Below are 24784 nucleotides of genomic sequence, written 5' to 3'. Positions count from 1 at the left end.
GGTGGACCCTCCTGCGTGAGGTGGACCCCGGCAGGGTCCACCTCACGCGCTCGGCTCCACCCCGGCGTCGGAGAGGTCAGTTGGACGACGCCGCCGACGCCGCGGACGACGATCCGTTCGACACGGCCTGGCCGCTCAGGTGCCCACCGGCCAGCCCGGCGATGAGCTGGTTGATGTCGACGCCCGTGAGCTGCTTGATGACCTGCTGGCCCTCGCCCAGGACCGACGCGACGTTCTTGGTGATCGCGCTCGCGCCGTCGGTCGAGATGACGGTCATGCCCTGGATCTTGCCGATGGGCTCGGCCGCGGCGCGGACGATCTCCGGCAGGCGCTCGATGAGCTCCTGGACCAGTGCCGCCTCGCCGTACTTCTTGAGCGCCTCGGCCTTGGCGTCGGTCGCGACGGCCTCGGCGCGGCCCTCGGCCTCGACCGCGAACGCGCGTGCCTCACCCTCGGCCTTGATACCGACAGCCAGGGCGACCTGGCGGTCACGCTCGGCCTCGCCGGCGCGACGGACGGCGGCCGCGGAGGCCTCGGCGTCCTGGATCGCGGCGGTCTTGTTGGCCTCGGCGATCGTGGTGCGCTTGTACGCGTCGGCCTCGGTGGCGGCGTTCGACGAGTCACGCTGGGCGTTGGCTCGCTGGACCTCGGCGTAGGCCGCGGCCTCGGCGGGCTTGCGGATCTCGATGTCGAGGCGCTCCTGCGTCACGCGGGCCTGCTCGGACAGCGCCTCGCGCTCCTCGACCGCGACCAGCCGCTCCTGCTCGGCGCGCGCGAGCTGACCCGCGGCCTCGGCCTCGGCATTGGCCTTGTCGGTCTCGGCCTTGATGATGGCGCGCTTGAGGTCGAGCGCCTTCTGGCGCTCGGCGATCTGCTCGGCGGCGTCGATCGCCGCGAACTCGGACGCGCGCTGGGCCTCGGCCTCGGAGACCTCGGCGACCTGGCGGGCGCGGGCGGCCTCGGCACGACCGAGGTTGGCGAGGTAGTCGGAGCCCGGGGTCGAGATGTCCGAGATGTTGAGGAGGTCGACCTGCAGGCCCTGCTCCGAGAGGTCCGTCTTGGTGGACTCGACGACGCGGTCCGAGAGGCCCTTGCGGTCGGAGATGATCTGCTCGATCGTCATGTCGCCCACGATCGAGCGCAGCGAGCCCTCGAGGGACTCCTTGATGATCTCGGTCAGCGTGCCCTGCTGGGACAGGAAGCGCTGGGCCGCGCGACGCACGCCCTCCTCGTCGCCACGGACCTTGAAGTTGATCGACGCCTTGATGGCGATCTTGATGCGGTTCTTGTCGACGCCCTCGACCGTGATGCCGATCTGGCGCTGCTCGAGCGAGATGGAGAAGCCCTGCTGGAGGATGGGCCACACGAACGTGCGGCCGCCCGTGACGACGCGCTGGCCGGTGCCGGCGGCCTCCTTGCGGCCTGCGCCGCGCCCGACGATGATCAGGGCCTCGTTCGGGGGAACGCGGCGGATGCGCTTGGCGATGAACGTGATGATCGCGAAGAACGCGATGATCAGGGCGATCGTGGCGATGATGCCGACGACGTTGGAATCTTCGAGCATGTCTGTACGCGCCTGCGGCGCGACTCCTTTCGGTGGCGGGTCGTGCGAGCGGGTCGTGCGGTGGTGCGGGTGGTGCTGCCGGGTTCCCGGGGTGACGGGGTCCCTGGCGGGAGGGTCGGTCGTCGGGCGGAAGGGTGAGCCGTTGGGCCGGCGGGTCAGTCGTTGGGGTAGTGGCGCCGGACGCGGACGCGCGTGCCGGACTGCTCGAGGACCACGACGCGGGCTCCGGTCGGGATGGGCTCGTCGGCCCAGGCGAGGCGTCGTTCGAGCTCGTGCGCGGCGTCGAGCGAGACCTCGCCGGTCGCGGCGGAGATGTCGCTGGTCGCGGTGCCCTGGACGCCCACGAGGGACACGGGCACGGCGTCGTCGGACTCGCGCAGCTTCTTGGTGAGCACGTGCACGAGGAGGACCACGAGGACCGCGAGCACCGCGGAGCCGACGTACGCGAGGACGATCGGCAGGTCGTTCGACACGACGATCGCGCCGGTCGCGCCGAACACGATGGCCCCGACGCCCAGCGAGGTCCCGGACACGGCTCCGTCGCCGAGCTCGATGAACTCACCGAGGATCATCGAGAACAGGACGAGAGCCAGCCCGACGATGCCGACGACGACGAACGTGATCACCGTGAAACCCCCCTGGGGTCGGTCACGCCCCGCCGTCGAGCACTGGTCGCCCGAACACTTGACGTGATCGTGAACTTGCCCGAACTCTAGCGTGACTCAAGGGTGCCCTTCGACGAGATGGGGACTCCGCACCATGGGGTCTTCGGCCCTCGGTGGTCGGCCTGAGTGCCGAGGACGAGTTGTCAGAACCGCACCGGGGTATGGACCGGCTCAGTTCTGACAACTGAGCCGTGGCGTCAGCGGGAGAGCTGGTCGAGCAGTACGCCGAGGTTCCCCGCCGCGGTGTCCCGGTAGCCCTGCACCCATTCGCCCTGGTAGTCGCGCGGCGCGACCTCGGTCACGAGCAGCGCGCTGAGGTACGCGCGGTACAGGAGCAGGCGGACGTCGCCGGCCCCGAGCGTGCTCGCCCCGGGCCTCGCCCGCCCGACGACGTCGCGCCCGTCCGGTGCGCCGCCGTCGGGCCGGATTTCACCCGGCACGGGCGACGCGAACCACGGCTCGGCGACCGGGAGCCGGCCGCCCGCGTCGCGGTAGCCCGCGAGCAGCGCGGGCGGGACCGGGCCCAGCCCGAGCTGGTCGGCTCCCGCGAGCTCGTACAGCGGGTCGCCCCACAGGCTGCGCTCGGTGTCGATCACGCCGCTCAGGCGCAGCACCGACGACGCGTCGGGGGAGAGGAAGAGGTTGCCGGGCCACAGGTCCGTGTGGACGAGCGCGGGGACCGTGACCTCGGCGAGCGCGTCGTGGTGGTCCGCGAGAGCGCCCCGCAGCGCGTCGGCGGGCAGCGCGACGCCCCACGTCTCGGCGTCGGCGAGCAGGGCCTCGACCATGCGGCCGAACGCCTCGGGCCACGTCGGGGCGCTCAGGCCCGACGCCTGCGCGGGATACCCGAACGACTCTCCCGTCACGGTGTGCAGGCGGGCCATGAAGGCGCCGAGGTCGTGCCGGACCTGGCCCGTCGCGGCGTCGTCGAGCGGGGGAAGGGTGTTCCACACGTCGCCGTCGAGGAACGACACGACGAGCGCGTCGCCGTCGACCACCTCGCGGCTGAAGTCGCTGTGGACCACGCGCGGCATGAGGAGGTCGGGACGGTCGGCCGCGCGGCGGTAGACCTCCTCCTCGGTGCCGAGGATCCCGTGCTCGTAGCGCAGGAGCCGGGACGTGTCGGCGCTCGTGACCTTCACGACGCAGCGCCGCCCGTCGGTGAGGTCGACGCGGTAGGTCGAGGCGAACATCCCGCCGTCGAGGGGGCCGGCCGCAGCCACCTCACCGAGCGGGGCGAGCAGTCGGGCGAGCTGGTCGTCGGTGACCGTCATCTTGGTGAGCACGCGGAGATCGTATCGATTCGACGGGCGGGGCGGAAGGCTCGTCGGCGCTCGGCGCTCGGCCCGCGATCGGTTGTCAGAAGTGCACCGGGGCATCGACCGGCTCCGTTCTGACAACTGATCTCTTGCCATGCTGGCAAGTCATTCATAGACTTGCCAGCATGGAAAATGACTTCCGCGAGGACGAGTCCCCGAGCGGCACGCCCGGGCTCTCCCCGGCGCAGGCGCGTGCAGCACTCGAGGGGCTCGACGCCGACGGGGCGACGCTCGCGGAGCGCGCGGTCACGCCCTGGTGGTACCACCTGACGCTCGGCATGATCGTGGCGGTGATCATCTGCACCCAGGCGCTGCCGTCCCCGGCCTCGCTCATCACGCTGCCGGTCGCCCTGTTCGCGCTGCCGGTCCTCGTCCTCGTCTACCGCCGCCGCTACGGTCTGTGGTTCAGCCAGCCGGCGGGACCTCGGTCGAAACGCATCTATCAGGTCATGCTGGCGACGATCCTGCTCTGCTTCGGCGCCATGCTGCTCGTCAGGTTCACCGAGATCGAGTACACGTGGGTGCTGGTGCCGGCGTCCGTCGGGTTCGTCGCGGCGGTCGTGCTCGGCCCGCTGTACGACAGGGCCTTCCGGCGCGAGCTGGCCGGGACGGAGCGATGAGCACCACCCCCGCGTTCAACGAGGTCGTCCACTCGCCCGTCCGCCTGCGCATCTGCGGGGTGCTCCGGCGGGGAGCGGAGCTCGAGTTCGCGGTGCTGCGCGACACGCTCGGCCTGAGCGACGCGAACCTGTCCAAGAACCTCCGGGTGCTCAGCGACGCCGGGTTCGTCACGGTGCGCAAGGAGAGCTCACCGGACCGGAGCGACGCGCGCCGCCTCACCTGGGTCACGCTCACCCCGGACGGCCGACGCGCGGTCGAGGCCCACCTCGCCGCGCTCGCGCAGATCGCCGCCGGCTGAGCCCGGCCCCGCCTGCGCGTCGGGCCCACCTGGCACTGCTCGCCTGCGCTCGGTTGTCAGAAGCGCACCGGGGTACCGACCGGCTCAGTTCTGACAACCAATCCAATGCCGGGCCCGCGGGCAGCGACGCCGTCGACGTGCAGCCCTACAGCCGCGGCACGTTGCGCAGGTTCGCCCGGGCCATCGACACGACCTCTCCCATGCCGCCGCCCAGGACCTCCTTGCTCATCGCGACCGCGAAGCCGCGCACCTGCCCGGCCGTGATGGTCGGGGGCAGGGACAATGCGCGCGGGTCCGTCACGACGTCGACCAGGGCCGGACCCGGGCGCGAGAGGGCCCCGCGCAGCGCGCCGCGCACGTCCTTGGCGCGCTCGACGCGCACCGACGGGATCCCGATCGCGTTCGCCACCGCGGCGTAGTCGATGTGCGGCGACTCGGTGCCGAACATGGGCAGCCCGTCGACGAGCATCTCGAGGCGCACCATCCCGAGGCTCGCGTTGTCGAACAGCACGATCTTGACGGGCAGCTCGTAGGCCTTGATCGTGATGAGCTCGCCCAGGAGCATCGAGAGCCCGCCGTCGCCGGCCATCGCGACGACCTGCCGGTCCGGCTGGGCGGCCGCGACGCCGATCGCGTGCGGCACCGCGTTGGCCATGGACCCGTGCAGGAACGATCCGATCACGCGGCGCTTGCCGTTGGGGCTGATGTACCGGGCGGCCCAGACGTTGCACATGCCCGTGTCCACGGTGAAGACCGCGTCGTCGGCGGCCTCCTGGTCCAGGAGGTCCGCGACGTACTCGGGGTGGATGGGCGAGTGCTTCTCGACGTCCTTGGTGTAGGCACCGACCACGCCCGTCATCGACTTCTCGTGCTTGGCGACCATGCCGTCGAGGAACGAGCGGTTCTTGGCCGTGTTGACGAGCGGCATGAGGAGCCGCACGGTCTCGCCCACGTCGCCGACCACGGCGACGTCGAGCCGCGTCCGCCGGCCCAGGTGCGTGGGGTCGGTGTCGACCTGCGCGGTGCGCACGGACTCGGGCAGGAACTGGTCGTACGGGAAGTCGGTGCCGAGCAGGACCAGGAGGTCGGCCTCCTGCATGGCGTCGTGCGCGGCGCCGTAGCCGAGCAGCCCGCTCATCCCGACGTCGAACGGGTTGTCGTACTGGATCCACTCCTTGCCGCGCAGCGAGTGGCCGATCGGCGCCGCGATCTTGTCGGCGAGCGCGATCACGTCGTCGTGCGCGCCGCGCGTCCCGGCACCCGCGAAGATCGTGACCTTCTTGGCCTTGTTGATCGCGTCGGCCAGCGTCTGCAGCGCGTCGGGGTCCGGGACGATCCGCGGCCTGGCCGGGTGGACCGCGACGTCGATGATCTCGGCTGCGGCGTCGAGGTCCGCGACGTCGCCGGGGATCGTCAGGACCGCGACTCCCGGGGCGCCGTACGCGTGGTGGATCGCGGAGTTGATGACGCGCGGCGCCTGCTGGGAGGACGAGATCATCTCGGAGTACACCGAGCACTCGGTGAATAGGCGGTCGGGGTGCGTCTCCTGGAAGAAGCTCGTGCCGATCTGCGCGCTGGGGATGTGGCTCGCGATCGCGAGGACGGGCACCTTGGAGCGGTTGGCGTCGTAGAGCCCGTTGATGAGGTGCAGGTTGCCCGGGCCGCACGAGCCCGCGCACACCGCGAGCTTCCCGGTGACCTCGGCCTCGGCCGCGGCGGCGAACGCCGCGGACTCCTCGTGGCGCACGTGCACCCACTCGATGCCCTTGCCCTTCCCCTTCTGGCTGCGCCGGACCGCGTCGACCACGGGGTTGAGGCTGTCGCCCACGATCCCGTAGATGCGTTCGACCCCGGCCTCGATGAGCTGGGCGACGAGCAGGTCGGCGACCGTCCTGTTCCGCTTGTCCTGGGGACGACCGAGACCGAGTGCCATGGGAGAACCTCCGCACGAGGGGAAAGGGGACCTTTCCATCGTGCGCTCGATGGCGCCCGGATGCAGCCGCTGGGGCCGTTCCGCTCGTCACGTCCGTGCGTCACAGCGCGGTGCGGACGGTCGCGCGGTCGCGCAGGGCGGCGGCCCGACGGCGCAGCTCACCTCGAGCGGTCCGCTCGCCCAGCGCGGTCGTGGCGTCGGGCGGGGTGCCCACCCCGGGGTGCCTGCCTGCGGCCGGTACGCGCACCCCTGGGGTGCGCTCCGCCGTCGGGCGACGGCGCTCAGGCCGTCGCGGGACCCTGCTCCGGGGTCTCGTCGTCCGGGACGTCCGCAGTCTCTGCAGCGTCGTCGCGCGGCGCGCCGCGGCGCAGGACCCGCGTCGAGGCGAGGACCGCGAGGACCGCGACGCCCGCCGCGATCATCACGACCTGGAAGCCCGCGTGCGCGCCCGCTGCGTCGATCCGCGACCCCGCGATCGACGCGCCGAACGAGACGCCCACGCCCAGGGACGTCCCGACCCAGGCGAGCCCCTCGGTGAGCTGGTGCGGGGTCACGAGGTTCTGGACCAGCGCGTTGCCGTTGATGAGCGTCGGGGCGATCGTGAAGCCCGTGACGAACATGACGACCGCGAGCATCGGCAGCGACGTGACGACGAAGAACAGGGACACGCCCAGCGCGAGCGCGACCATGCCGATCGTGAACCGCTTCCACAGCGGCGAGACCCAGTGGCGGGCGCCGTAGGCGAGGCCCGAGATGAGCGAGCCCATCGCGAAGACGCCCAGGATGAGACCCGACGCCGACTTGGAGCCCTGCTCCTCGGCGAACGCGATGGTCGAGACGTCGGTCGCGCCGAAGATGAGGCCCATCGCGACGAACACGACCGCGAGCACGATCATGCCGGGCGAACGCATCGCGGAGCGGTGCCTGACCCCGGGGACCGCGGGCATGACCGGGGGTTCGGTGCGGCGCTGCGAGAGGAACCAGACGCCGCCCACCACGGCCGCGACCATGGGGACGATGATCCCGGCCGAGTCGGTGACCTCGGTCGCGAGCAGGGTTGCGAGGACGGGCCCGACGACGAAGACGAGCTCGTCGAGCGCCGACTCGAGCGAGTAGGCCGTGTGGAGCTGGCGCGGGTCGTTCACGGCATGGGTCCAGCGCGCGCGGACCATCGAGCCGTACGAGCCGATGCTCGCGCCCGCGATGATCGCGGTCGCGTAGAGCCACACCTCGGGGGCCTGGTTGACCGCCGAGAGCACGAGGCCGAGCAGGCCCAGCGTGCTCACGACGAGCATGGGGCGCATGACCTTGGCCTGGCCCACGCGGTCGACGTAGCGGGCGATCTGCGGCGAGGCGATGGCCTGCGCGATCACGTAGGCCGCGGAGACGCGCCCGGCCAGGGCGTACGAGCCGTAGATGCCCTGGATCATCAGGACGATCCCGATGCCGACCATGGACATGGGGAGCCGGGCCACGACGGCAGCGGCCGAGAAGTTCAGCGCCCCCGGCTTGCTGAGGACGACGCGGTAGGGGTTGCGGGAGTCGTCTGCCGCTGCACGGGGGGAGTCTTGGACCACCGTCTCAGTCTCCCATCGGTTGCCGCGTCGCAGAGCGTCTGCGGGGCGTGATCCTCAGCGCATCGTCGGGCCCCGTCGAGGGCCCCTTCGTAGTGTCACCGCTCGACCGGACGCGCGCGAACCGCAGGCGGCCCGCATGATGAACGGGTGAGCGAGCAGACGCAGGCGATCACGATCGTCGACAACCCGGCGCAGGAGCGGTTCGAGGCACGCACGCCCGAGGGCGACGTGGCGGGGTTCGCGGCGTACGTCCGACAACCCGGCCAGGTCGTGTTCACGCACACCGAGGTCGACGACGTCTACGCGGGCAACGGGATCGGGTCCTCGCTCGCCCGCGGAGCGCTCGACCAGGTGCGCGCGTCGGGGGACAAGGTGGTGCCGCTGTGCCCGTTCATCCGGGCGTTCGTGCAGCTCCACGAGGAGTACCAGGACCTGATCGCGCGCTGACGCCTGCCGTCCCGTGAACGACCGAGCGGGGCAGGCCCTCGTCGGTGAGGAGAGCCTGCCCCGCTCGGGGTCCGCCCGGATCAGGCGATGGTCGCGGAGAGCGCGACCTCCTGGCGCAGGTCGTGGTCCAGGTCGCCCGCGGCGTCCGCCGGGGTCAGCGTGACCTCGAACTCGATGGGCGAGCCGGGCTGGTGCTTGAAGTTCTCGCCGTAGGCGACGGACTGCCCCGGCGCGAGGACGAACGGCGCCTCGCCCGAGCCCGGGGCGATCGGGGAGTCGACGACCCCGGCCGCCTCGAAGAGCGCCTTGTCGACGATGCTGTCCATGCCCTGCATGTAGGGCCAGTCGGCGTAGCGCGCGTCGACGCCCACGATCGAGTAGGTCAGCGGCAGGTCGGCGTCGCCCGTGTTGGTCAGGACGTAGTTGACGAACACGATCGGGTCGCCCGGGTTGAGGATCGGCTTGCCCGACTCGTCCGCGAACTGGCCGGTCTTCGTCGCGACCGCGGTGCTCACCTGGTAGATGTCCACGGTGAAGCCGTCGCCCTCGGCCGTGCCGAGCCTGGTGCCGACGACCTCGTTGGACGCGGCCCACGCGGGCTTGTCGCCCGTGGCGGCGGGCTCTGCCTCGGCCTCCTCCGCGGGGGTCTCCTCGGTGTCCGGCGTCTCGACGCTCGTCGAGGCCGAGGTGGTCTCCTCGGGGGCGGCGTCGCCAGAGCAGGCGGACAGGCCGAGGACGGCGACGAGGGCCAGGGGCAGGGCGAGAGCAGCTCGTGACGTGCGCATGGGAACTCCAGAGGATCGACGAGGGAACGCTTCGATACTAGGAGTAGAGGTGCACGGCAGATCGCGTTTCTGATGGTGAGAAGTGCCCATGTGAGATACCCGACGGACATCCCGGAAGCCAGGGGACGCGCAGCGCCCCGGGGTGAGAGGGAGAAGCGGTGAGGTGCCCGACGACGGCGGGCGCCGCCGTCGGGCACCTCACCCCGAACGTCAGTCGCCCAGGGCGTCCGAGACGACCTGCTTGGCCTCGTCCTGCACCTGCGCGAGGTGCTCGGCCGAGACGAACGACTCGGCGTAGATCTTGTACACGTTCTCCGTGCCCGAGGGGCGCGCCGCGAACCACGCGTTCTCCGTGGTGACCTTGAGGCCGCCGATCGCCGCGCCGTTGCCCGGCGCCGTGGTCAGCTTCGCGGTGATCTCCTCGCCCGCGAGCGTCGTCGACGTGACCTGCTCCGGGCTGAGCCTCGCGAGCGCCGACTTCTCCTCGAGCGAGGCCGGGGCGTCGACCCGGGCGTACCAGGACTCGCCGTACTGCTCGACGAGCCGGGCGTGGTGCTGGGACGGGGTCTTGCCCGTGGTCGCGAGGATCTCCGAGGCGAGCAGCGCGAGCAGCAGGCCGTCCTTGTCCGTGGTCCACACCCCGCCGTTCGTGCGCAGGAACGAGGCGCCCGCGGACTCCTCGCCGCCGAACCCGACCGAGCCGTCGAGCAGGCCCGGCACGAACCACTTGAAGCCGACCGGCACCTCCTCGACGCGGCGACCGATCCCCGCCCCCACCCGGTCGATGAGCGACGAGGACACGAGCGTCTTGCCGATCGCGGCGTCCGGACGCCAGCCCGGACGGGCCCCGCCGTACAGGTAGTCGATCGCGACCGCCAGGTAGTGGTTGGGGTTCATGAGGCCCGCGTCCGGGGTCACGATCCCGTGGCGGTCCGAGTCCGCGTCGTTGCCCGTCGCGATGTCGAACGTCGAGGTCGCGTCCGGGTCCGTCATCTTCTGCACGAGCGAGGCCATGGCGTACGGCGACGAGCAGTCCATACGGATCTTGCCGTCCCAGTCGAGCGTCATGAAGGCCCAGCGCGGGTCGACCTGCGGGTTCACGACCGTCAGGTCCAGCCCGTAGCGCTCGCCGATCTCGCCCCAGTACTCGACCGACGCCCCGCCCAGGGGGTCGGCGCCGATCGCGACGCCCGCGCCGCGGATGGCCTCGAGGTCCAGGACCGAGGCCAGGTCGTCGACGTACGCCGTGAGGAAGTCGTGGCGGTGCGTGGTCTCGGCCGTCAGCGCGCGCTCGAGCGGGACCCTCTTGACCTGCCCGACGCCCGAGCGCAGGATCTCGTTCGCGCGGTCCGCGATCCAGCCCGTGGCCTCGGAGTCCGCGGGCCCGCCGTGCGGCGGGTTGTACTTGAAGCCGCCGTCGCGCGGGGGGTTGTGCGACGGCGTCACGACGATCCCGTCCGCGAGCTCGGGGCCCGTGGTGCGGACCCCGGCCTCGGTGGCCGCGCCGTTGTGCAGCAGGATCGACTGGGACACGGCCGGGGTCGGGGTGTAGGAGTCGCGCGCGTCGATGTACGTCTGGACGCCCGCGGCCGTGAGGACCTCGATCGCGGTCTGCCACGCGGGCAGCGACAGCGCGTGCGTGTCACGGCCGATGAAGAGAGGGCCGTCGGTGCCCTGGGCGCGCCGGTACTCGACGATCGCCGCGGTGATCGCGATGATGTGGGCCTCGTTGAACGCGTGGTCCAGGCTCGACCCGCGGTGGCCCGACGTCCCGAACACCACCTTCTGCGCCGGGTCGTCGACGTCGGGCGAGAGGTCGTAGTAGGCGCCGACCACGGCGTCCACGTCGATGAGGTCCTGGGGCTGGGCGAGGGTTCCGGCGCGGGGGTCCATGCGACGATCCTGCCACTGGTCAGGGCGTCGCGGGAGGTCTGTCCCGGGACGGGGGACCGGCGCGGCGCACGACCACGATCCGACGACGTCTCGTCAGAAACGTAGGCTGGTCACCATGTTCCCGCCCCAGGTACCCACGACCGACGTGTCCGAGCTCGACGCCGAGCGCCCCGTGCCCGAGGGCGTCGTGCTCCTCGACGTGCGCGAGCAGGACGAGTGGGACGCGGGACACGCGCCCGACGCCGTCCACATCCCCCTGGGCGAGCTGCCCGTCCGTTGGGGCGAGCTGGACCCCGAGGTCCCGATCCTCGTGATCTGCCACTCGGGCGGACGCTCGGCGCGCGCCGCGGCGTGGCTCAACCAGGGCGACTTCGACGCGACGAACCTCGACGGCGGCATGGTCGCGTGGTCGCAGCGAGGGTTCCCGGTCGAGCGGTAGGAGCCCGCCGGCCCCGCAGCCCGCTCCCACTACACTTTCCCCATGGCCAAGAACTCGACGCCCGACTTCGTGCTGCGCCCCTTCGAGGGTCTCCCCGGCGAGACCGACTGGGTCGCCCTGCGGGAGGTCGTCCCCTCGGCCTCGGCACCTGCTCGCACCACGAAGGAGTACGGCGCTCGCGACGTGCTCGTCGTGACGATCCTCCCGGCCGGCTGGGCCGCTCTGCACCGTCAGGACGGCACCATCCTCCTGGCGCTCCAGACCCTCGCGGGCTCGGGCGACACGAGCCGCGACCTCGCGTCGGTCCTGCTCGAGGCCATCGAGGCCGAGCCGGGCACGTCGATCGAGCTCGGCGAGCTGCCGGGCCCGGGTCCGCGCCTGCAGGACGTCCTGGACCTGTCGGTGCCGTTCGAGGTCACGGTCCACGACGACTTCTCGTTCTGGCTCGACCCCACCACGGACGTCACGCCGGACCTCAAGGCGTCGCTCGACCAGGCGTCGGAGTCGATCGTGCCCACGGTCAAGCTCGAGTCGGTCGAGTCGGCCTACTGGTGCTCCATGAGCCGCGAGTTCCTGCGCTGGGCCTGGCCCGTGGGCGAGGAGGCGCTGATCGACGCGATCTCGCGCCTGCACGCCAAGCGCGAGTCGGGGCTGGGCGGCGGCAAGTTCGTCGGCGCGTTCCGGTCGTCGGGCCTGCTGGTCCCCGTCTGGGAGCTGCCGCGCGGCACCGAGGCCGCAGACCTCGAGGAGCCCGCCAAGGAGCTCAAGGCCAAGCTCGACGCGGCGCTCGCGGTCACCGAGCCGCTCGACGCCAACGAGCGTCGTGCGCGTGCGGGCATCGTGTCCCGCCAGGTCACGCTCCGCTGACGCGCCCCTCACCACGGGCAGCGCGCCGGCACCGCAGCACCAGCACCACGGCACCACCCCGAGACCGACGGGCGGCGGCATCGTCGCCCCCGCCCGTCGGCCTCGGGCAGGTCACGTCCGGCGACCCGGAAGCACAGACGCCAGGCTGACCGAGAGATACCTCGGCAAGAACCCGAGAACACCGTTCTCTGGGACATCCCCGTGACTTTGCCACCTGGAGTGTGGCAAACTGCGGGAAACTCTTTGCACTACTAGGCTGGATTGCGTGAACGCGGACCATCGGTCGACCGAGTCAGGACTGAACACCGGAACCACCGGGGACGTGTCGGGCGTCCCCGCCAACGGGACGCACGCGCTCCCGGTGGCGAAGACCCCGCGCCCGGCCCCGCTGCACGGCGGTTCACGGCAGAAGCAGCGCGTGGCGGTGATCATCCCTGCCAAGGACGAGGCGCGTCGCATCGCGGCCACGGTCCGGGCGGCCAAGGCCATCCCCCACGTCGACCTGGTGCTCGTCGTGGACGACGGCAGCGAGGACACCACGCAGCACGTCGCCCGCGAGGCCGGAGCCGTGGTCGTGCGCCACTCCCACAACCGCGGCAAGGCGGCAGCCATGGAGACGGGCGCAGCCGTCGTCGCGATGCGTGACGTCGCGGACCGCCCCCCGCGCCTCCTGCTCTTCATCGACGGCGACCTGGGCGAGACCGCGGTCAACACGGCCCCGCTCGTGCCCCCGGTGCTCGACGGCCTGGCGGACATGTCCATCGCCCTGCTCCCGCCGCAGCCCGGCGCGGGCGGTCGCGGGATCGTCGTGGGTGCCGCGCGTCGTGCCATCCAGTCCATGACGGGCTGGACGCCCACGCAGCCGTTGTCCGGCATGCGCTGCCTGACGCGCGAGGCCTTCGAGGCCGCGACGCCGCTGGCCCGTGGCTGGGGAGTCGAGACGGGTCTGACGATCGACCTGCTCCGCAAGGGCTACGTCGCGGTCGAGGTCCCGTGCGACCTGCGCCACCGCCCGTCCGGGTCCGACCTCAAGGGGCAGATCCACCGCGCCAACCAGTACCGCGACGTGCAGCTCGCGGTCGGGGCGCGTCGCGTCCGCAGCGCGCTCGACGCGCTCGGCGGGCACAAGCACTCCGGGAAGTAGCACGCCGCACGAGGCGCCCGGGCGGACTCCGCCCGGGCGCCTCGTCGTCTACCTGCCCGACGCCGCCGGTTCCGCCGCGTCGTCGGGCGAGCCCCCGCCGTCGGGCAGGGAGGGCAGCACGCCGGACGGCCGCGCGCCCGTCCCGGAGGACACGGTGCCCGACGGCGCCGCTCCCGTCCCGGAGACCGTCCCGCCGGCCGCGTCGGGGACCTCGCCCGGGCTTCCCGGCGTCGCGCGCAGCGCGGTGAGCACCACGAGCGGCACGGCCGCGACCAGGGCGATCATCGCGATCCGGACCCCGAAGTCGTTGACGAGCGAGCCGCTCACGCACATGACCCAGATCGCGAGGATCGCGGGCCGGAAGAGGGGCCACCCGGCCTCGGACCGTGCGAACCAGGCCGGCGTGAAGCGGCGCGGCGCGAACAGCACGAGCGCGAACCAGACCAGCACCACGAGCGTGATCCACACCGGGACCCCGCCCAGCACCGAGCGGGCCGCGTACCCGGCCTTGCGCCAGAGCATCTCCCACGCGTCGCCGTCGACCACCTGACCCACGAAGCGCCCAAGGTGCGAGCGCGCGGCAGGCGGTCGAAGCCAGTCGAGCACGCCGATCGCCGCGACGACCCCCACGCCGGCCAGGCCGATCGTGAAGAACCGCCGGAACGTCAGGCGCGCGCCCGACGTCGCGAGCAGCAGGATCGCGAAGGTCGGGACGAGGACCAGCCCGCCGCCGAGGTCGGCCCCGAGCGTGGGCCAGACGTCGACGGCCATCGCGACCACGCCGACGACCCCGACCACGAGCGTCGCCGTGCGCCGTCGCCCACGGAGCACGAGCCACTGTGCGACCCCGGCCGCGGCGAGGACCCCCGCGACCGCGTACACCGAGAACGTCGGGTTGCCGAACCCGTAGAAGCGCGCCCCGAACGTCGGCGCCGAGCCGAGCGGGCTCGCTCGGTTGAACGGGGTGCCCAGCAGTGCGTCGAGCGTCAGCACCGCGAACGTGATGCCCGCGACCAGGGCGGGGCCCGCCCAGACGGGGCGTCGAGGAGCGAGCGCCCCGAGCCCGGCGACCACGACGGTCGAGCCGATCGACACGGCGACGGCCGCGAGCATCGGGTTCTCGAACCGCCACCACGACGTCATCGACGACACGAACGCCGCGGCGGGCAAGGACGCGAGGACCAGCGCCGCTCCCTCGGCGACCCGCCGCCCGATCCGCCAGCCCCGCGAGTCCTTGCGGCGGGCGACGGGCGCCAGCAGCAGGCAGCCGGCCGCGAGGACCAGGCCCGCGTACCCCGCGTAGTCGACGAAGTACGGGTAGATCTGCCGCCGGACCTGGTCACGTGATGTCAGGTCTGCCAGGGCGTCGGCCGCCGACGCAGCGTCGACGGGTCGGGGCGAGCCGTAGGTCATGATCGACGTGTCGATCCCTGCCGGGACCTCGACGCCCAGGGCGCCCAGGATCGTCGGGGGCACGTCGAGCAGACGGACGATCCCGTCGGAGCGGGTCGCCGAGCTCGTGAGGAACCGGGGCTGGTCGGACTCGATCGAGGCCGAGGACCGGACCATGGTCACGCCCAGCGCAGGGCGGGCGCCTGGGTTGTTGACGACGTCGACCACGAGGACCGTCGCCGAGTCCGGCACGGCGTCCAGGACCCGGCCGACCGTCGCGTCGACGCCGGCGACGAGCCCGGGCCGCTCGGCGCGATACCGGGCCGAGCGCTCGGCCGGCGTCTCGCCCGGGATCGTCTCCAGCGCTGCCGGGGTCGCGTCTCCCGCGTCGATCACGGTCAGCGCGCAGCCGAACGTGTCGTTGACCGGGGCCAGGGCGGCGGGCAGGTCCTGGTAGCGCGCGACCGTCCCGTCGCGGTCCGCGAGGGCGAGCGCCGCGCGCGGCCCGACGGCCGTCGCGCAGACGCCCGCGTCCGAGATCGCCTGGCCCAGGGTGCCGAGCTCGACGGTCCGGGACTGCGCGTCCACCATGTCCTGCCATCCCTCGACCTGGACCGAGGTCGCGGGGGTCGCCACGCGCGACGACGCGACCGTGTCGACGGGCTCGTCCGTCGAGGTCGTCGTCCCGTCGGCCGCGACCGTGGTGACAGGGGCGCACGACGTCGTGCCGTCGTCGAGCAGGAGCGGGTCGTGGCGCACGTACTGCCCTGACGAGAGCGCGAGCCACCCCGACGCAGGGCACCGGCTCGCGGCCCCCGTGGGGAGCGAGTCGCCCGCGGCGCCCGCCCCCTCGGTGAGGAGCGTGCGGAGCTCGGGGGCCGTCCCGGACGAGACGTCGGGCCAGCGCAGTCCGGACGTGCCGATCACGACGAGGCTCTCGCCCTCGGGTGCGACGGGTGCGCCCGTGCCGCGACGGACCTCGTCGCCCGCGACGGCGGCGCCGCTCGTCGGCACGACGGCCGCGGCGAGCAGGAGCGAGAGGAGCAGGCCGCCGCCCACCGCGAGGATCGTGGTGGGCATGCGGCGGACCGTGCCCGAGTCGGTCGAGAGCCCCGCGATGCGCGGCGCGCGCGTCCTCGGGGAGGCCGCCGCGGATGCTGCGACGGGGACCGCGGTGGGGACCGCCGTGGCGACGGCTGCGATCGACGACTCCGAGAGGAACGAGGCCACGACGGTCGCGATCGCCACGACGACGAACATGACCGCGATGATGACGCCCGAGTCGTTGAGGACCGACCCGATCCCGGCGGCGACCACGAGCGAGACCACGAGGGACCGGAGCTGGGGCCAGGCGCGGTACGCGGCAGCGACCTCGGGCAGGCGGCAGACGTCGGGGCGAAGGGCCGCGAAGGCCGTGGCCACGACGGCCACGGTCGCGAGGACTCCGGGCACGCTCGCGACCGTCGCCCAGGCGCCTGAGGCCTTGGTCGCGATCATGCTCAGCGCGTCCCCGTCGAGGAACCGCTGGACGAACCCGCCCAGGTGGGAGCTGGTCCCCGGGATCGCCCAGTCGACGACCGACACGACCACGACCACGCCGATCGTCGCGGCCGCGACCGCGAGGATCCGCCGCACGGTGATGCGCACCTGGGCGACCAGCAGGGCGAGGATCGCGAACGCGGGGATCAGGGCGAGGATCCCGCCGAAGTCGGCACCGAACGCGGGCCAGCCGTCGACGACCGTCGTGACGATCCCGACGCCGACGACCACCGCGATGCCCGCCCGTCGCCTCCCGTGCGCCGCGAGCTGGGACGCGATGCTCCCGGCGAGCAGGAGCGCGGCGGCGCCGTAGACCGCGAACGTCATGTTGTTGAAGCCGTAGAAGCGCGCCCCGAGCACGGGGGCCGGGCCCAGGAGCGACCCCTGCTGGAGCGTCGTCCCCGTCAGTCCGTCGACCGTCAGGACGAGCCACGTAACTCCCGAGACCGCCGCCGCGAGGCGCCACGGGCTGCGCGGCAGGACCCGGCTCACGAACCACGCGACGAGGGCGACCACCACGGTCGCCACGCTCACCGAGAGGATGAGCGCGAACGTCGGCGCGGGGGAGACCCACCACCGGGCGAGCGTGCTGAGCGACGACGCGGCCGGCGCGGAGGCGACCAGGAGCAGGACGGCCGACAGGACCCGGCGACCTCGGGGGCTCGGGGGGAGCGGCGTCGTCGGGCCGGAGGGAGATCCGGCCGCGCGCCGCTCGGCCGCCCGACGCGACCACAGCGTGGCCCCGACCGCGATCACGAGCGAACCGATGAGCAGCCCCACGAACGCCGGCATGAGGTTCGGGGCGGTGTCCGACAGGACACCGAGGTAGCGACGGTTCTCGACCGTGCGCGAGATGCTCATGCGACGGTCGTCACCCGACTCGAGCGGGGCGCCGCCCTCGAACGCGGCGGTGCTGATCCCGGCGTCGGCCGCGAGCGTCGCGGTGAGGTCCGTGAGCTGGACGAGTCCCTTGAAGCGCGTCGACTCGGACTGGAGCCAGCCGTGCTCCGAGCCTGAGGCCGTCCAGTCCACGACGACCTGCAGACCGGGCTTGGCGCCCGGGGTGTCGGCGATTCCCGCCACGAGGACGCGCGAGTCGCGCGGCAGGTCCGAGGTCAGGCGCTCGAGGACCCGGTCGAGCTCGCGCAGCGCCTCGGTCCGCTCGGGCGAGGACTCGGGCAGCTCGCCCTGGTCGATCACGACCGTGTCGCACGCCGCGAGCTCGTCCTGCGAGAGGGCGTCGAGCGTCGGGACGTAGCGGGAGACCGCGCCCGTCGAGTCCGCGAGCGTGATCGCTCCCCCCGGCCCGACCGCGGTGCTGCACACGCCCGCCGCCGCGAGCTCGGTGCCGAGCGCGCCCGGCCCGCGGGGCACCACCGCGCCCGTCTCGGGGTCGACCGTGGTGTCGGTCGGCTCCTCGACCAGGTCCTCGGGCCCGGTCGTGAGCGTGGCCCACCCCGGCACCGACGACGAGCCCACGCCCGTCCCCGCGTCGAGCGTGGGCAGGGGCTCGCAGTCGATCGTGGGCGAGATCTCCGCGGGGTCAGCCGGGTCCTCCGAGGGGACCGGCTCGACGGCCGGGGGAGCGCTCGACTCTCGCTGGCCCGCGGACAGCGTGAGCCACGCGTCGAGCGGGCACGTGACCGGGCCGGCGCCCGTGCGGACGTTGATCGACCCGACCGAGCTCGACCCGATCATGCTCCACAGGTGCGGGACCGTCGTCGGGTTGACGTCCGTCCAGCGCAGCCCGGCGACGCCGACCAGGACGGTCGGGCCCTCGGGCGAGGAATCGGTAGGGGCCTCGGTGGAGGCCGGCGACGAGGTCGCGGTAGCGGCCGCGGCGGGCAGCGCCGGGGCGACGAGCGCGCCGATCGCGAGGAGCAGCGCGGCGAACCCCCGACGACTGGTGCGACGAGGGGTCTGTGCGGGGGCCGGATTCGTCACCGGTCCAGCCTACGGGGGGTCACGTCGGCGGCCCGTCGGCGAGGCTGCGCGGCCACAGATCCTCCACGAGGTCGGCGCAGGGCGGGCGGAAGTGGCTCAGGTGGTCGGGCGGTCCGGCTCGTCGCCGTCGGGCCCGTCCGAGGCCGCACCGGTGCTCGCCTCGAGCGACACCGTCCTCGTGGGGGTCACCAGTGCCTCGTCCGGAGCGTCGGCCTTCGCCGGTGCCGGCTCCGCCAGCGGCGCCCCCGACGTGTCGCCCGACAGGTAGCGCAGCCACCCCGCGTCCGGGTCGCCCTCGATGACGAGCGCCCTCGTGAGCAGCGTGAGCGGGATCGCGAGGATCGCGCCCAGCGGGCCGATCACGAGCGTCCAGAACACGACCGAGAAGAAGCTCAGCGTGAGGCTCAGGTTGACCGCGTCGGCCACGAACTTGGGCTGCACGAGCACCTGCAGGACCACGTTGACCACGCAGTAGACCGCGACCACCCCGAGCGCGAGCGGCCAGCCGCCCACGACGAGCGCCATGACGGTCGGGGGGACCACGCCGAGCACGAACCCGATGTTCGGGATGAAGTTGGTGACGAACGCGAGGATCGCCCAGACGGCGGGCGCCGGGACCCCCATCCACCACAGGGCCAGGCCGTCGACCACGGCCACGACCGCACCGAACGTGGCGTTGACGACGAAGTAGCGGCGGACGCCCGAGTTGTAGGACGTGATCCGGGCGAGCGTCGCGGGGCGCGTCGCCCCGAAGCGGGCGTGGGCGTCCTGGTAGCGACCGGAGTCGGCAGCCATGAAGATCACGTACGCGAGCACGAAGAAGAAGGCCGTGAGCACGGTCATGGCCGTCCCGCCGACCGTGGCTGCGAGGCCCGCGATCGTGCTCGGGTCGAGCCACGACGACACCGCGTCCGCGACCTGCCCCTCGACGCCGAACGACTCGAGCCACGACGTGATCTGGTTGACGGTCTTGGCGAGGTCGTCGAGGTACTGGCCCACGAGGTTCGCGAACTGCACACCGGCGAACGCGAGCAGCGCCGCGAGCGCGCCGAGGATCAGGTAGGCGACCACGATCATCCCGGTCGTCGCGGCCCACCGCGGCCAGCCGCGCCGCTCGAGCGGCCCGCGGACGGGCTGCACGATGATCACGACGACCGCCGCGAGGGCGAGCGGGCCGAACAGACCGCGCGCGAAGTACACCCCGGCGAGCACGACCACCCCGGCGGCAAGGCTGATCAGGGTTCGGGTCGACGGCGCCAGGCCACGGTGCGGAGCGACGTCCTGCGGTGCGGTCATCTAGGGGGTGCTCCTCGGTGGTGAAGGTCGGTGCGTCAGGTCGAATGATGCCCGCAGGTCAGGCCGTGCGCACGACCAGCCCGCCCGGCTCGACCCAGGCCTCGAGCTCGACGGCCCGCCCCAGGAGGTCGCCGTCGACCTGCGCCTGCTCGCCGCCCTCGACCCGGACGCGGACGCGCTTGGCGCGTGCGTGGTCGATCCGGCCGATCTTCGCGGGCAGGTCGTTGGTCACGCCGAAGCCCTGCATGACGACGTCGCCGAAGAGCTGGGCCCAGCCCACGACCCCGCCCCGGGTGTCGATCGCGGCGATGTCGAGGATGCCGTCGTCGAGCACCGCGTCGGGCAGCAGCGTGATGCCGCCGGGCAGCTTGCCGCAGTTGCCGACCATGAGGGTCCGCAGCTTGGCCTGGACGGGCGGTGCGTCGTCGAGCTGGATCTGGGCGCGCAGGCGGCGGCCGTGCAGGTGCCGGATCCCCGCGACGAAGTACGCGACCCAGCCCACCTTGGCCTTGAGGGTCGCGTCTGCGTCGGCGACCATCGCGGCGTCGAAACCGAGCCCCGCGATGACGAGGAAGATGTGCGCGGTCTCGGTGTCCCGGCCCGCGAGCGTGCCCTCGGGCTGCTCGTCCGAGGCGGCCGAGGGGTCGGAGGCGTCGGCCTCGGAGCCGGCGGCCGGGCCGCCGTCCCCGTCGCCTGAGGCGTCCGCGCCCGTGGCGCCGGTCCGCGCGGGGCTGCGCGCGCCGTCGTCGGGCTCCGCGTACTCCAGGACGCGCGCCCAGCCGACGTCGATGACGCGGTCCGCGCCCGCGACGACGATGCGCAGCGCCTCCTCGGGGTCCGTGATGGGCAGGTCGAGGTTGCGGGCGAGCAGGTTGCCCGTGCCGATGGGGATGAGACCCATGGGCGTGCCCGTACCGACCATGGCCTCGGCGACGGCCCGGACGGTCCCGTCGCCGCCGACCGCGACCACGATGTCGGCGCCGCGCGCGAGGGCCTCGCGGGTCTGCCCGACGCCCGGGTCCTCGATCGTCGTCTCGAACCACAGGGGCTCGGGGAGGTCGGCCTCGGCGCACACCAGGCGGACCGTGCGCTCGAGGTTCGCGGCAGCGGGCTTGGACGGGTTGGCGACGAACGCGATGAGCTGGCCCGCGTCGTCGAGCGGCTCGGCGGCGACCACGGGCGGGTCGAGGCGTCGTCGGCGTCGTTGCTGGGACCAGACGGTCATCGCGACCGTGAGCGCGACGGCGGAGATGGCGACCGCCGCGACTCCCAACCACATTTCCCAACCCATGTCGGACACGGTAGCGCTCGGGGTGCCGAGGGAGACGGTCGTGCCCGCCGAAGGTGACCAACCCGACGGCGGGTCCCGGTCGTGCTCAGCGGCCGACCGATCCCCGCTCCCACGCTGCCCACAGCCGCGCGTACGGGCCGCCGGTCGCCCGCAGCTCGTCGTGCGTCCCCGACTCCACGACCCGTCCGGCGTCCATGACCACGACCCGGTCGGCCGCCGCGGCCTGGCTCAGCCGGTGCGCGATCACGACCGCGGTCCGCCCCGACAGCGCGGCCCGGGCCGCCCGGTCGAGCGTCGCGGCGCCGTCGGTCCCGACCTCGGCCGTGGCCTCGTCGAGCACCACGACCGCGGGGTCCAGGAGCAGGATCCGTGCGAGCGCGAGCTGCTGGGCACGGTCCGGCGACAGGTCGAGGCCGCCCGCACCCACGGCGGTCGCGAGGCCCTCGGGCAGGTCGGCGACCCAGCCCGCCTCGACCGCGTCGAGGGCCGCGTGGAGCTCGGCGTCGCTCGCGCGGGGCGCGGCGAGCCGCAGGTCCTCGGCGAGGGTCCCGCTGAAGACGTGGACCTCCTGGCTCACCATGGCCGCGTCGGGCCGAGGCGCGGGCGGCCCGTCGGCGGAGGCCCGACGGCGTCGCCCCGGTGCCGCGCCCAGGACCTGCACGGCGCCGCGCGTCGGGCGGTGGATGCCCATCGCGAGCTTCGCGACCGACGTCTTGCCGGCCCCGGACGCCCCGACGAGCGCGACGTGCTCGCCCTCGGCGACCTCGAGGTCCACGCCCGTGAGGACCTCGCGCCCGGGGGAGTAGGCGAAGCTCACGTCCCGGAGCACGACGGCGGAGCGCGGCTCCCGGACCTCGGCGGCGCTCGCGGGACGGTCGCCCTCGGCGGGAGCCCGGTCACCTTCGGCGGAAACCTCGTCCCCTTCGGCGGGCCGTGCGGTCGCCGTCGTCACGCCCACGAGACGCGCGAGACCGGCCCCGGCCTTCTGGATCTCGTCGAACTCGCCCAGGACCATCCCGATCGGCCCGAACAGCCGGTGGAAGTACAGTGCCGCGGCCGTCGCGGCGCCCACCGTCACGGCGTCGCCCGAGACGAGCCAGAACCCGACCGCGAGGACGGCCCCGAGCCCGATGAGCTCGGCGATGTTGAGCCGGTTGTAGAACCGGGTCAGCAGCGCGATCCCCGTCAGCGACAGGTCGATGGCCCGGATCGAGGACTGCGCCACGAGGGCCTCGTGCCGCTCGCCGTGCCCCAGCGTCGTGACGGTCGTGGCCCCCGCGACGGTCTCGATGACCTGCTCGGTGCGCTGGGCCTCGGCGACCCGCACCTCGCGGTAGACGGGACCCGAGCGGCGCAGGAACCAGCGCAGCGACACGACCTGCAGGGGAGCCGCCGCGACCGCGGCGAGCGCGAAGCGCCAGTCGAGGGCCCCGAGCCCCACGAGCGTCAGGGCGATCGTGAACACGGCCGACGTGACGGCGGGCAGGACGCCCGAGATCGCCTCGCTCACGGCGTCGACGTCCCCCGAGACGCGCGCGACGACGTCGCCGACGCCCGCCTGCTCGACCTGTTCGAGCGGCAGGTCGAGCGCGCTCGCGAGGACGTCCTCGCGCAGGTCCGCGAGCGCGCCCTCGCAGATCCGGGCGAGCAGGGTCTGTCCCAGGTAGCCGAGGATCGCGCTCAGCACGCCCGCCCCGAGGAGCAGCAGGCCGAAGCGCACGAGCTCGGAGGTCTGGCCGCCCTCGACGACGACGTTGACCATGACCCCGAGCAGCGCCGGGGTCGCGAGTCCCGCGACCGAGCCCGCCAGCAGCACCGCGACGGTCGCGGCGAAGAGCCAGCGGCGTCTCGTGAGCATGCGCCACAGCGCGGCGTTGGTCGCAGCCGTCGTGGCGACGGGCAGGATGGCCCGCGCGGGGACGGCGGGGGCAGCCGGAGCGCCAGGGGCGCCCGGGAGGGCGGGGGCAGCCGGCGTGGCCGGCCCCGCCGGGTCGGCGGTCACGACGTCGCCGCTCACGAGGCCACCAGCTCACGGTCGGACCCGGCCGGGACGGCGGCGACCGCCGTGACGACCTCGTCGCACACCGCCAGGAGCGTCGGGCTCGAGGTCACCAGCACGAGGGCGCGCTCGGGGAAGCCTCGCAGCGCGGCGGCGATCCGGGCCTCGGTCACGCTGTCGACCGCGGTCGTGGGGTCGTGCAGCACGAGCACGGGCTCGGGCCGGTGCAGCGCTCGGCCCAGGACGAGCCGTTGGCGCTGCCCGCCGGACAGGTGCTGGCCGCGGCCGACCAGCGGGGTGTCGAGGCCCTCGGCGAGGTGCCCGAGCACCTCTCCGGTCCCCGAGGCGTCGAGCGCGCGCTCGTCGAGGGGTCCGTCGGGCGCGAGGTTCTCGCGCACGGTCGTGCTGAACAGCGAGGCCTCGTGCCGGGCCGCGAACACGAGCGCACGCCCGGTCGACGGGTCGAGCGTGGCGAGGTCGGTCCCGTTCACGACGACGGCTCCGGGTGGGGCGGGTGCGCGGCACCCGAGGACGTCGACGAGCCGGCCGGCGTCGCCGCCGTCGGGCACCACGATGCCCACGACCTGGCCCGCCCGGGCCGTGACGCGAGGCACGACGGAGCCGCCGAAGGCGCCCGCGATCGTCACGGTCGCGGCCCCCTCGGTGCGCGCCGCGGCGCGTGCGACGGCCCCGTCCACAGGGCTGTGGACGGTCGGCTCGCCGAGCAGGAGCAGCAGACGGCGCGCGGAGGCGCGCTTCTGCGCGAGCTCGACGCCCAGGAAGCCCGTCCGGGACATGGGTTCCTGGACGAACTGCGCGAGGCCGACGACGGCCACGAGCTCGCCCACGGTGATCTGCCCGGCGAGCGCCATGCGGCCGGCGAAGAGCGCGACCACCGCGAGGAAGACGACCGAGAGCACGGTGCTCACGGCCTGGTACGCGGCCCGGGAACGCACGGCGCGCAGTGCGGCACCGAGCGAGTCGCGGCTCGCGCGCCGGTAGCGGTCGGCCGCGGCCTCCTCGGCGCCCAGGCCCTTGAGGACGCGCAGGCCCGTGACGAGGTCGGTCGCGAGGCCGCCGGCGCGCGCCGCGGCCTCCTGCTCGGTCTCGCTGCGGGCCTCGAGCGGCACCGAGAGCCGGTGCATCACGAGCAGCATCACGGGGGTCGCGACGAGGACCGCGATCCCGAGCGGCACCGAGACGAGCAGGAGGCTCACGGCGGTCGTGCCGATCGCGGCGAGCGCGCCGAGCTGACCCGTGACGAGCCACGAGATCCCCGCGACGCGGTTGGTGTCGGAGGACGCGATGGTCAGGGTCTCGCCCGCGGCGCGCCGCCGGGCCATGCCGAGCGGGTCCAGCACGCGCGCGACCGTGAGCTGGCGCAGGTCGTGCGCCGCGAACGAGAAGGCGCGCACGGTCGAGCGCATGCCGATCCGCCACGCCATGGTCAGGACGACGAAGACGGCGGCGAGCACGGCGAGCCACAGGCCGAGCGCGGCGCCGTCGCGCGGCACGATCGCGCGGTCCACGACCACGCCGATCAGCACGGGCACGAGCGCCTCGGTGACCTGGTGGAGCATGAAGCCGCCCGCGCCCACGGTCAGCAGGAGCCAGCGCCGGTTGCCGGCGAGCACGAGGCGGAAGATCCCGCCGACGGTCGTCGGCACGGCGACGCCGTTCCCGCGGGCGGGGCGTGGTCGCCGGTCCGGGCGTGCAGGACGGCGGAGACGGGGAGGCATGCTTGCTAAGGTAATGCTTACCTTGCTGTGCC

The 24784-nt window shown here is 73.3% G+C and carries 18 protein-coding genes; 6 read left to right on the top strand and 12 right to left on the bottom strand.

Going from position 1 to position 24784, the window contains the following annotated elements:
- Positions 1-76 precede the first annotated feature (76 nt).
- From ASE27_RS16425 to ASE27_RS16415, 3 genes are all read right to left on the bottom strand, one after another.
- A complete protein-coding gene (locus ASE27_RS16425; protein ID WP_056652863.1) occupies positions 77-1564 on the bottom strand; it encodes a flotillin family protein in 1488 nt (495 codons plus the stop codon).
- A 155-nt stretch (positions 1565-1719) separates the two neighbouring features.
- Positions 1720-2190 carry an NfeD family protein gene (locus ASE27_RS16420; RefSeq protein WP_056652860.1) on the bottom strand — a complete coding sequence of 157 codons (471 nt, stop codon included), beginning with the start codon at positions 2188-2190 and terminating at the stop codon, positions 1720-1722.
- A gap of 236 nt (positions 2191-2426) precedes the next feature.
- Positions 2427-3515 (bottom strand): phosphotransferase family protein, encoded by a 1089-nt coding sequence (locus ASE27_RS16415; RefSeq protein ID WP_056652857.1) that lies wholly within the window; start codon positions 3513-3515, stop codon positions 2427-2429.
- A gap of 158 nt (positions 3516-3673) precedes the next feature.
- On the opposite strand from ASE27_RS16415, the gene ASE27_RS16410 reads away from it, so the two are divergent.
- The gene (locus tag ASE27_RS16410) at positions 3674-4168 is read left to right on the top strand and encodes a hypothetical protein (RefSeq protein ID WP_056652853.1); all 495 of its coding nucleotides are present in this window, start codon (positions 3674-3676) and stop codon (positions 4166-4168) included.
- Complete coding sequence (locus ASE27_RS16405) at positions 4165-4467, top strand: transcriptional regulator (RefSeq protein WP_056652850.1); 303 nt, start codon at positions 4165-4167, stop codon at positions 4465-4467. The genes ASE27_RS16410 and ASE27_RS16405 overlap by 4 nt, the downstream gene beginning before the upstream one ends.
- 145 nt (positions 4468-4612) lie before the next feature.
- Here the strand turns inward: ASE27_RS16405 and ASE27_RS16400 are convergent, their stop codons facing one another.
- Together ASE27_RS16400 and ASE27_RS16395 are read right to left on the bottom strand one after the other, a co-directional pair.
- The gene (locus ASE27_RS16400; protein WP_056652848.1) at positions 4613-6400 is read right to left on the bottom strand and encodes a pyruvate dehydrogenase; all 1788 of its coding nucleotides are present in this window, start codon (positions 6398-6400) and stop codon (positions 4613-4615) included.
- 281 nt (positions 6401-6681) lie between these two features.
- On the bottom strand, positions 6682-7977 hold the full coding sequence (locus tag ASE27_RS16395; RefSeq protein ID WP_056652845.1) for an MFS transporter: 1296 nt from the start codon (positions 7975-7977) through the stop codon (positions 6682-6684).
- A 147-nt stretch (positions 7978-8124) separates the two neighbouring features.
- Between ASE27_RS16395 and ASE27_RS16390 the strand changes: the two genes are divergently transcribed.
- A complete protein-coding gene (locus ASE27_RS16390) occupies positions 8125-8424 on the top strand; it encodes a GNAT family N-acetyltransferase (protein ID WP_235535467.1) in 300 nt (99 codons plus the stop codon).
- Between the two features lie 80 nt (positions 8425-8504).
- Here the strand turns inward: ASE27_RS16390 and ASE27_RS16385 are convergent, their stop codons facing one another.
- On the bottom strand, positions 8505-9209 hold the full coding sequence (locus tag ASE27_RS16385; RefSeq protein WP_056652842.1) for a hypothetical protein: 705 nt from the start codon (positions 9207-9209) through the stop codon (positions 8505-8507).
- Between the two features lie 210 nt (positions 9210-9419).
- Positions 9420-11102, bottom strand: a complete 1683-nt coding sequence (gene pgm, locus ASE27_RS16380) for a phosphoglucomutase (alpha-D-glucose-1,6-bisphosphate-dependent) (RefSeq protein ID WP_056652839.1) — start codon at positions 11100-11102, stop codon at positions 9420-9422.
- A 115-nt stretch (positions 11103-11217) separates the two neighbouring features.
- On the opposite strand from pgm, the gene ASE27_RS16375 reads away from it, so the two are divergent.
- From ASE27_RS16375 to ASE27_RS16365, 3 genes are all read left to right on the top strand, one after another.
- Positions 11218-11541 carry a rhodanese-like domain-containing protein gene (locus ASE27_RS16375; protein ID WP_056652836.1) on the top strand — a complete coding sequence of 108 codons (324 nt, stop codon included), beginning with the start codon at positions 11218-11220 and terminating at the stop codon, positions 11539-11541.
- Positions 11542-11583: 42 nt separating this feature from the next.
- Positions 11584-12408 carry a DUF5926 family protein gene (locus tag ASE27_RS16370; protein ID WP_056652833.1) on the top strand — a complete coding sequence of 275 codons (825 nt, stop codon included), beginning with the start codon at positions 11584-11586 and terminating at the stop codon, positions 12406-12408.
- A 265-nt stretch (positions 12409-12673) separates the two neighbouring features.
- Positions 12674-13552, top strand: a complete 879-nt coding sequence (locus tag ASE27_RS16365; protein WP_369800633.1) for a glycosyltransferase — start codon at positions 12674-12676, stop codon at positions 13550-13552.
- 48 nt (positions 13553-13600) lie between these two features.
- Here the strand turns inward: ASE27_RS16365 and ASE27_RS16360 are convergent, their stop codons facing one another.
- From ASE27_RS16360 to ASE27_RS16340, 5 genes are all read right to left on the bottom strand, one after another.
- Complete coding sequence (locus ASE27_RS16360) at positions 13601-18427, bottom strand: hypothetical protein (RefSeq protein WP_056652830.1); 4827 nt, start codon at positions 18425-18427, stop codon at positions 13601-13603.
- Between the two features lie 96 nt (positions 18428-18523).
- Positions 18524-19723: an AI-2E family transporter gene (locus ASE27_RS16355; protein WP_082609039.1), complete on the bottom strand. Its 1200-nt coding sequence runs from the start codon at positions 19721-19723 to the stop codon at positions 18524-18526.
- Between the two features lie 58 nt (positions 19724-19781).
- Positions 19782-21014 (bottom strand): diacylglycerol kinase family protein, encoded by a 1233-nt coding sequence (locus ASE27_RS16350; protein ID WP_056653533.1) that lies wholly within the window; start codon positions 21012-21014, stop codon positions 19782-19784.
- Positions 21015-21099: 85 nt separating this feature from the next.
- Complete coding sequence (locus tag ASE27_RS16345) at positions 21100-23031, bottom strand: ABC transporter ATP-binding protein (RefSeq protein WP_235535466.1); 1932 nt, start codon at positions 23029-23031, stop codon at positions 21100-21102.
- On the bottom strand, positions 23028-24752 hold the full coding sequence (locus tag ASE27_RS16340; protein ID WP_082609037.1) for an ABC transporter ATP-binding protein: 1725 nt from the start codon (positions 24750-24752) through the stop codon (positions 23028-23030). Before ASE27_RS16340 ends, ASE27_RS16345 begins: the two co-directional genes overlap by 4 nt.
- Positions 24753-24784: the final 32 nt, after the last annotated feature.

The organism is Oerskovia sp. Root918, from assembly GCF_001428945.1.
GTDB lineage: Bacteria > Actinomycetota > Actinomycetes > Actinomycetales > Cellulomonadaceae > Oerskovia > Oerskovia enterophila.
This window is presented reverse-complemented; position numbering and strand designations above follow the sequence as displayed.

Bases quoted from the DNA above. Each gene is read 5' to 3' on its own strand.
- ASE27_RS16350 (WP_056653533.1), bottom strand. From the start codon at position 21,014: ATGGGTTGGGAAATGTGGTTGGGAGTCGCGGCGGTCGCCATCTCCGCC.
- ASE27_RS16355 (WP_082609039.1), bottom strand. From the start codon at position 19,723: ATGACCGCACCGCAGGACGTCGCTCCGCACCGTGGCCTGGCGCCGTCG.
- ASE27_RS16405 (WP_056652850.1), top strand. From the start codon at position 4,165: ATGAGCACCACCCCCGCGTTCAACGAGGTCGTCCACTCGCCCGTCCGC.
- ASE27_RS16375 (WP_056652836.1), top strand. From the start codon at position 11,218: ATGTTCCCGCCCCAGGTACCCACGACCGACGTGTCCGAGCTCGACGCC.
- ASE27_RS16370 (WP_056652833.1), top strand. From the start codon at position 11,584: ATGGCCAAGAACTCGACGCCCGACTTCGTGCTGCGCCCCTTCGAGGGT.
- pgm (WP_056652839.1), bottom strand. From the start codon at position 11,102: ATGGACCCCCGCGCCGGAACCCTCGCCCAGCCCCAGGACCTCATCGAC.
- ASE27_RS16425 (WP_056652863.1), bottom strand. From the start codon at position 1,564: ATGCTCGAAGATTCCAACGTCGTCGGCATCATCGCCACGATCGCCCTG.
- ASE27_RS16400 (WP_056652848.1), bottom strand. From the start codon at position 6,400: ATGGCACTCGGTCTCGGTCGTCCCCAGGACAAGCGGAACAGGACGGTC.
- ASE27_RS16385 (WP_056652842.1), bottom strand. From the start codon at position 9,209: ATGCGCACGTCACGAGCTGCTCTCGCCCTGCCCCTGGCCCTCGTCGCC.
- ASE27_RS16410 (WP_056652853.1), top strand. From the start codon at position 3,674: ATGGAAAATGACTTCCGCGAGGACGAGTCCCCGAGCGGCACGCCCGGG.
- ASE27_RS16340 (WP_082609037.1), bottom strand. From the start codon at position 24,752: ATGCCTCCCCGTCTCCGCCGTCCTGCACGCCCGGACCGGCGACCACGC.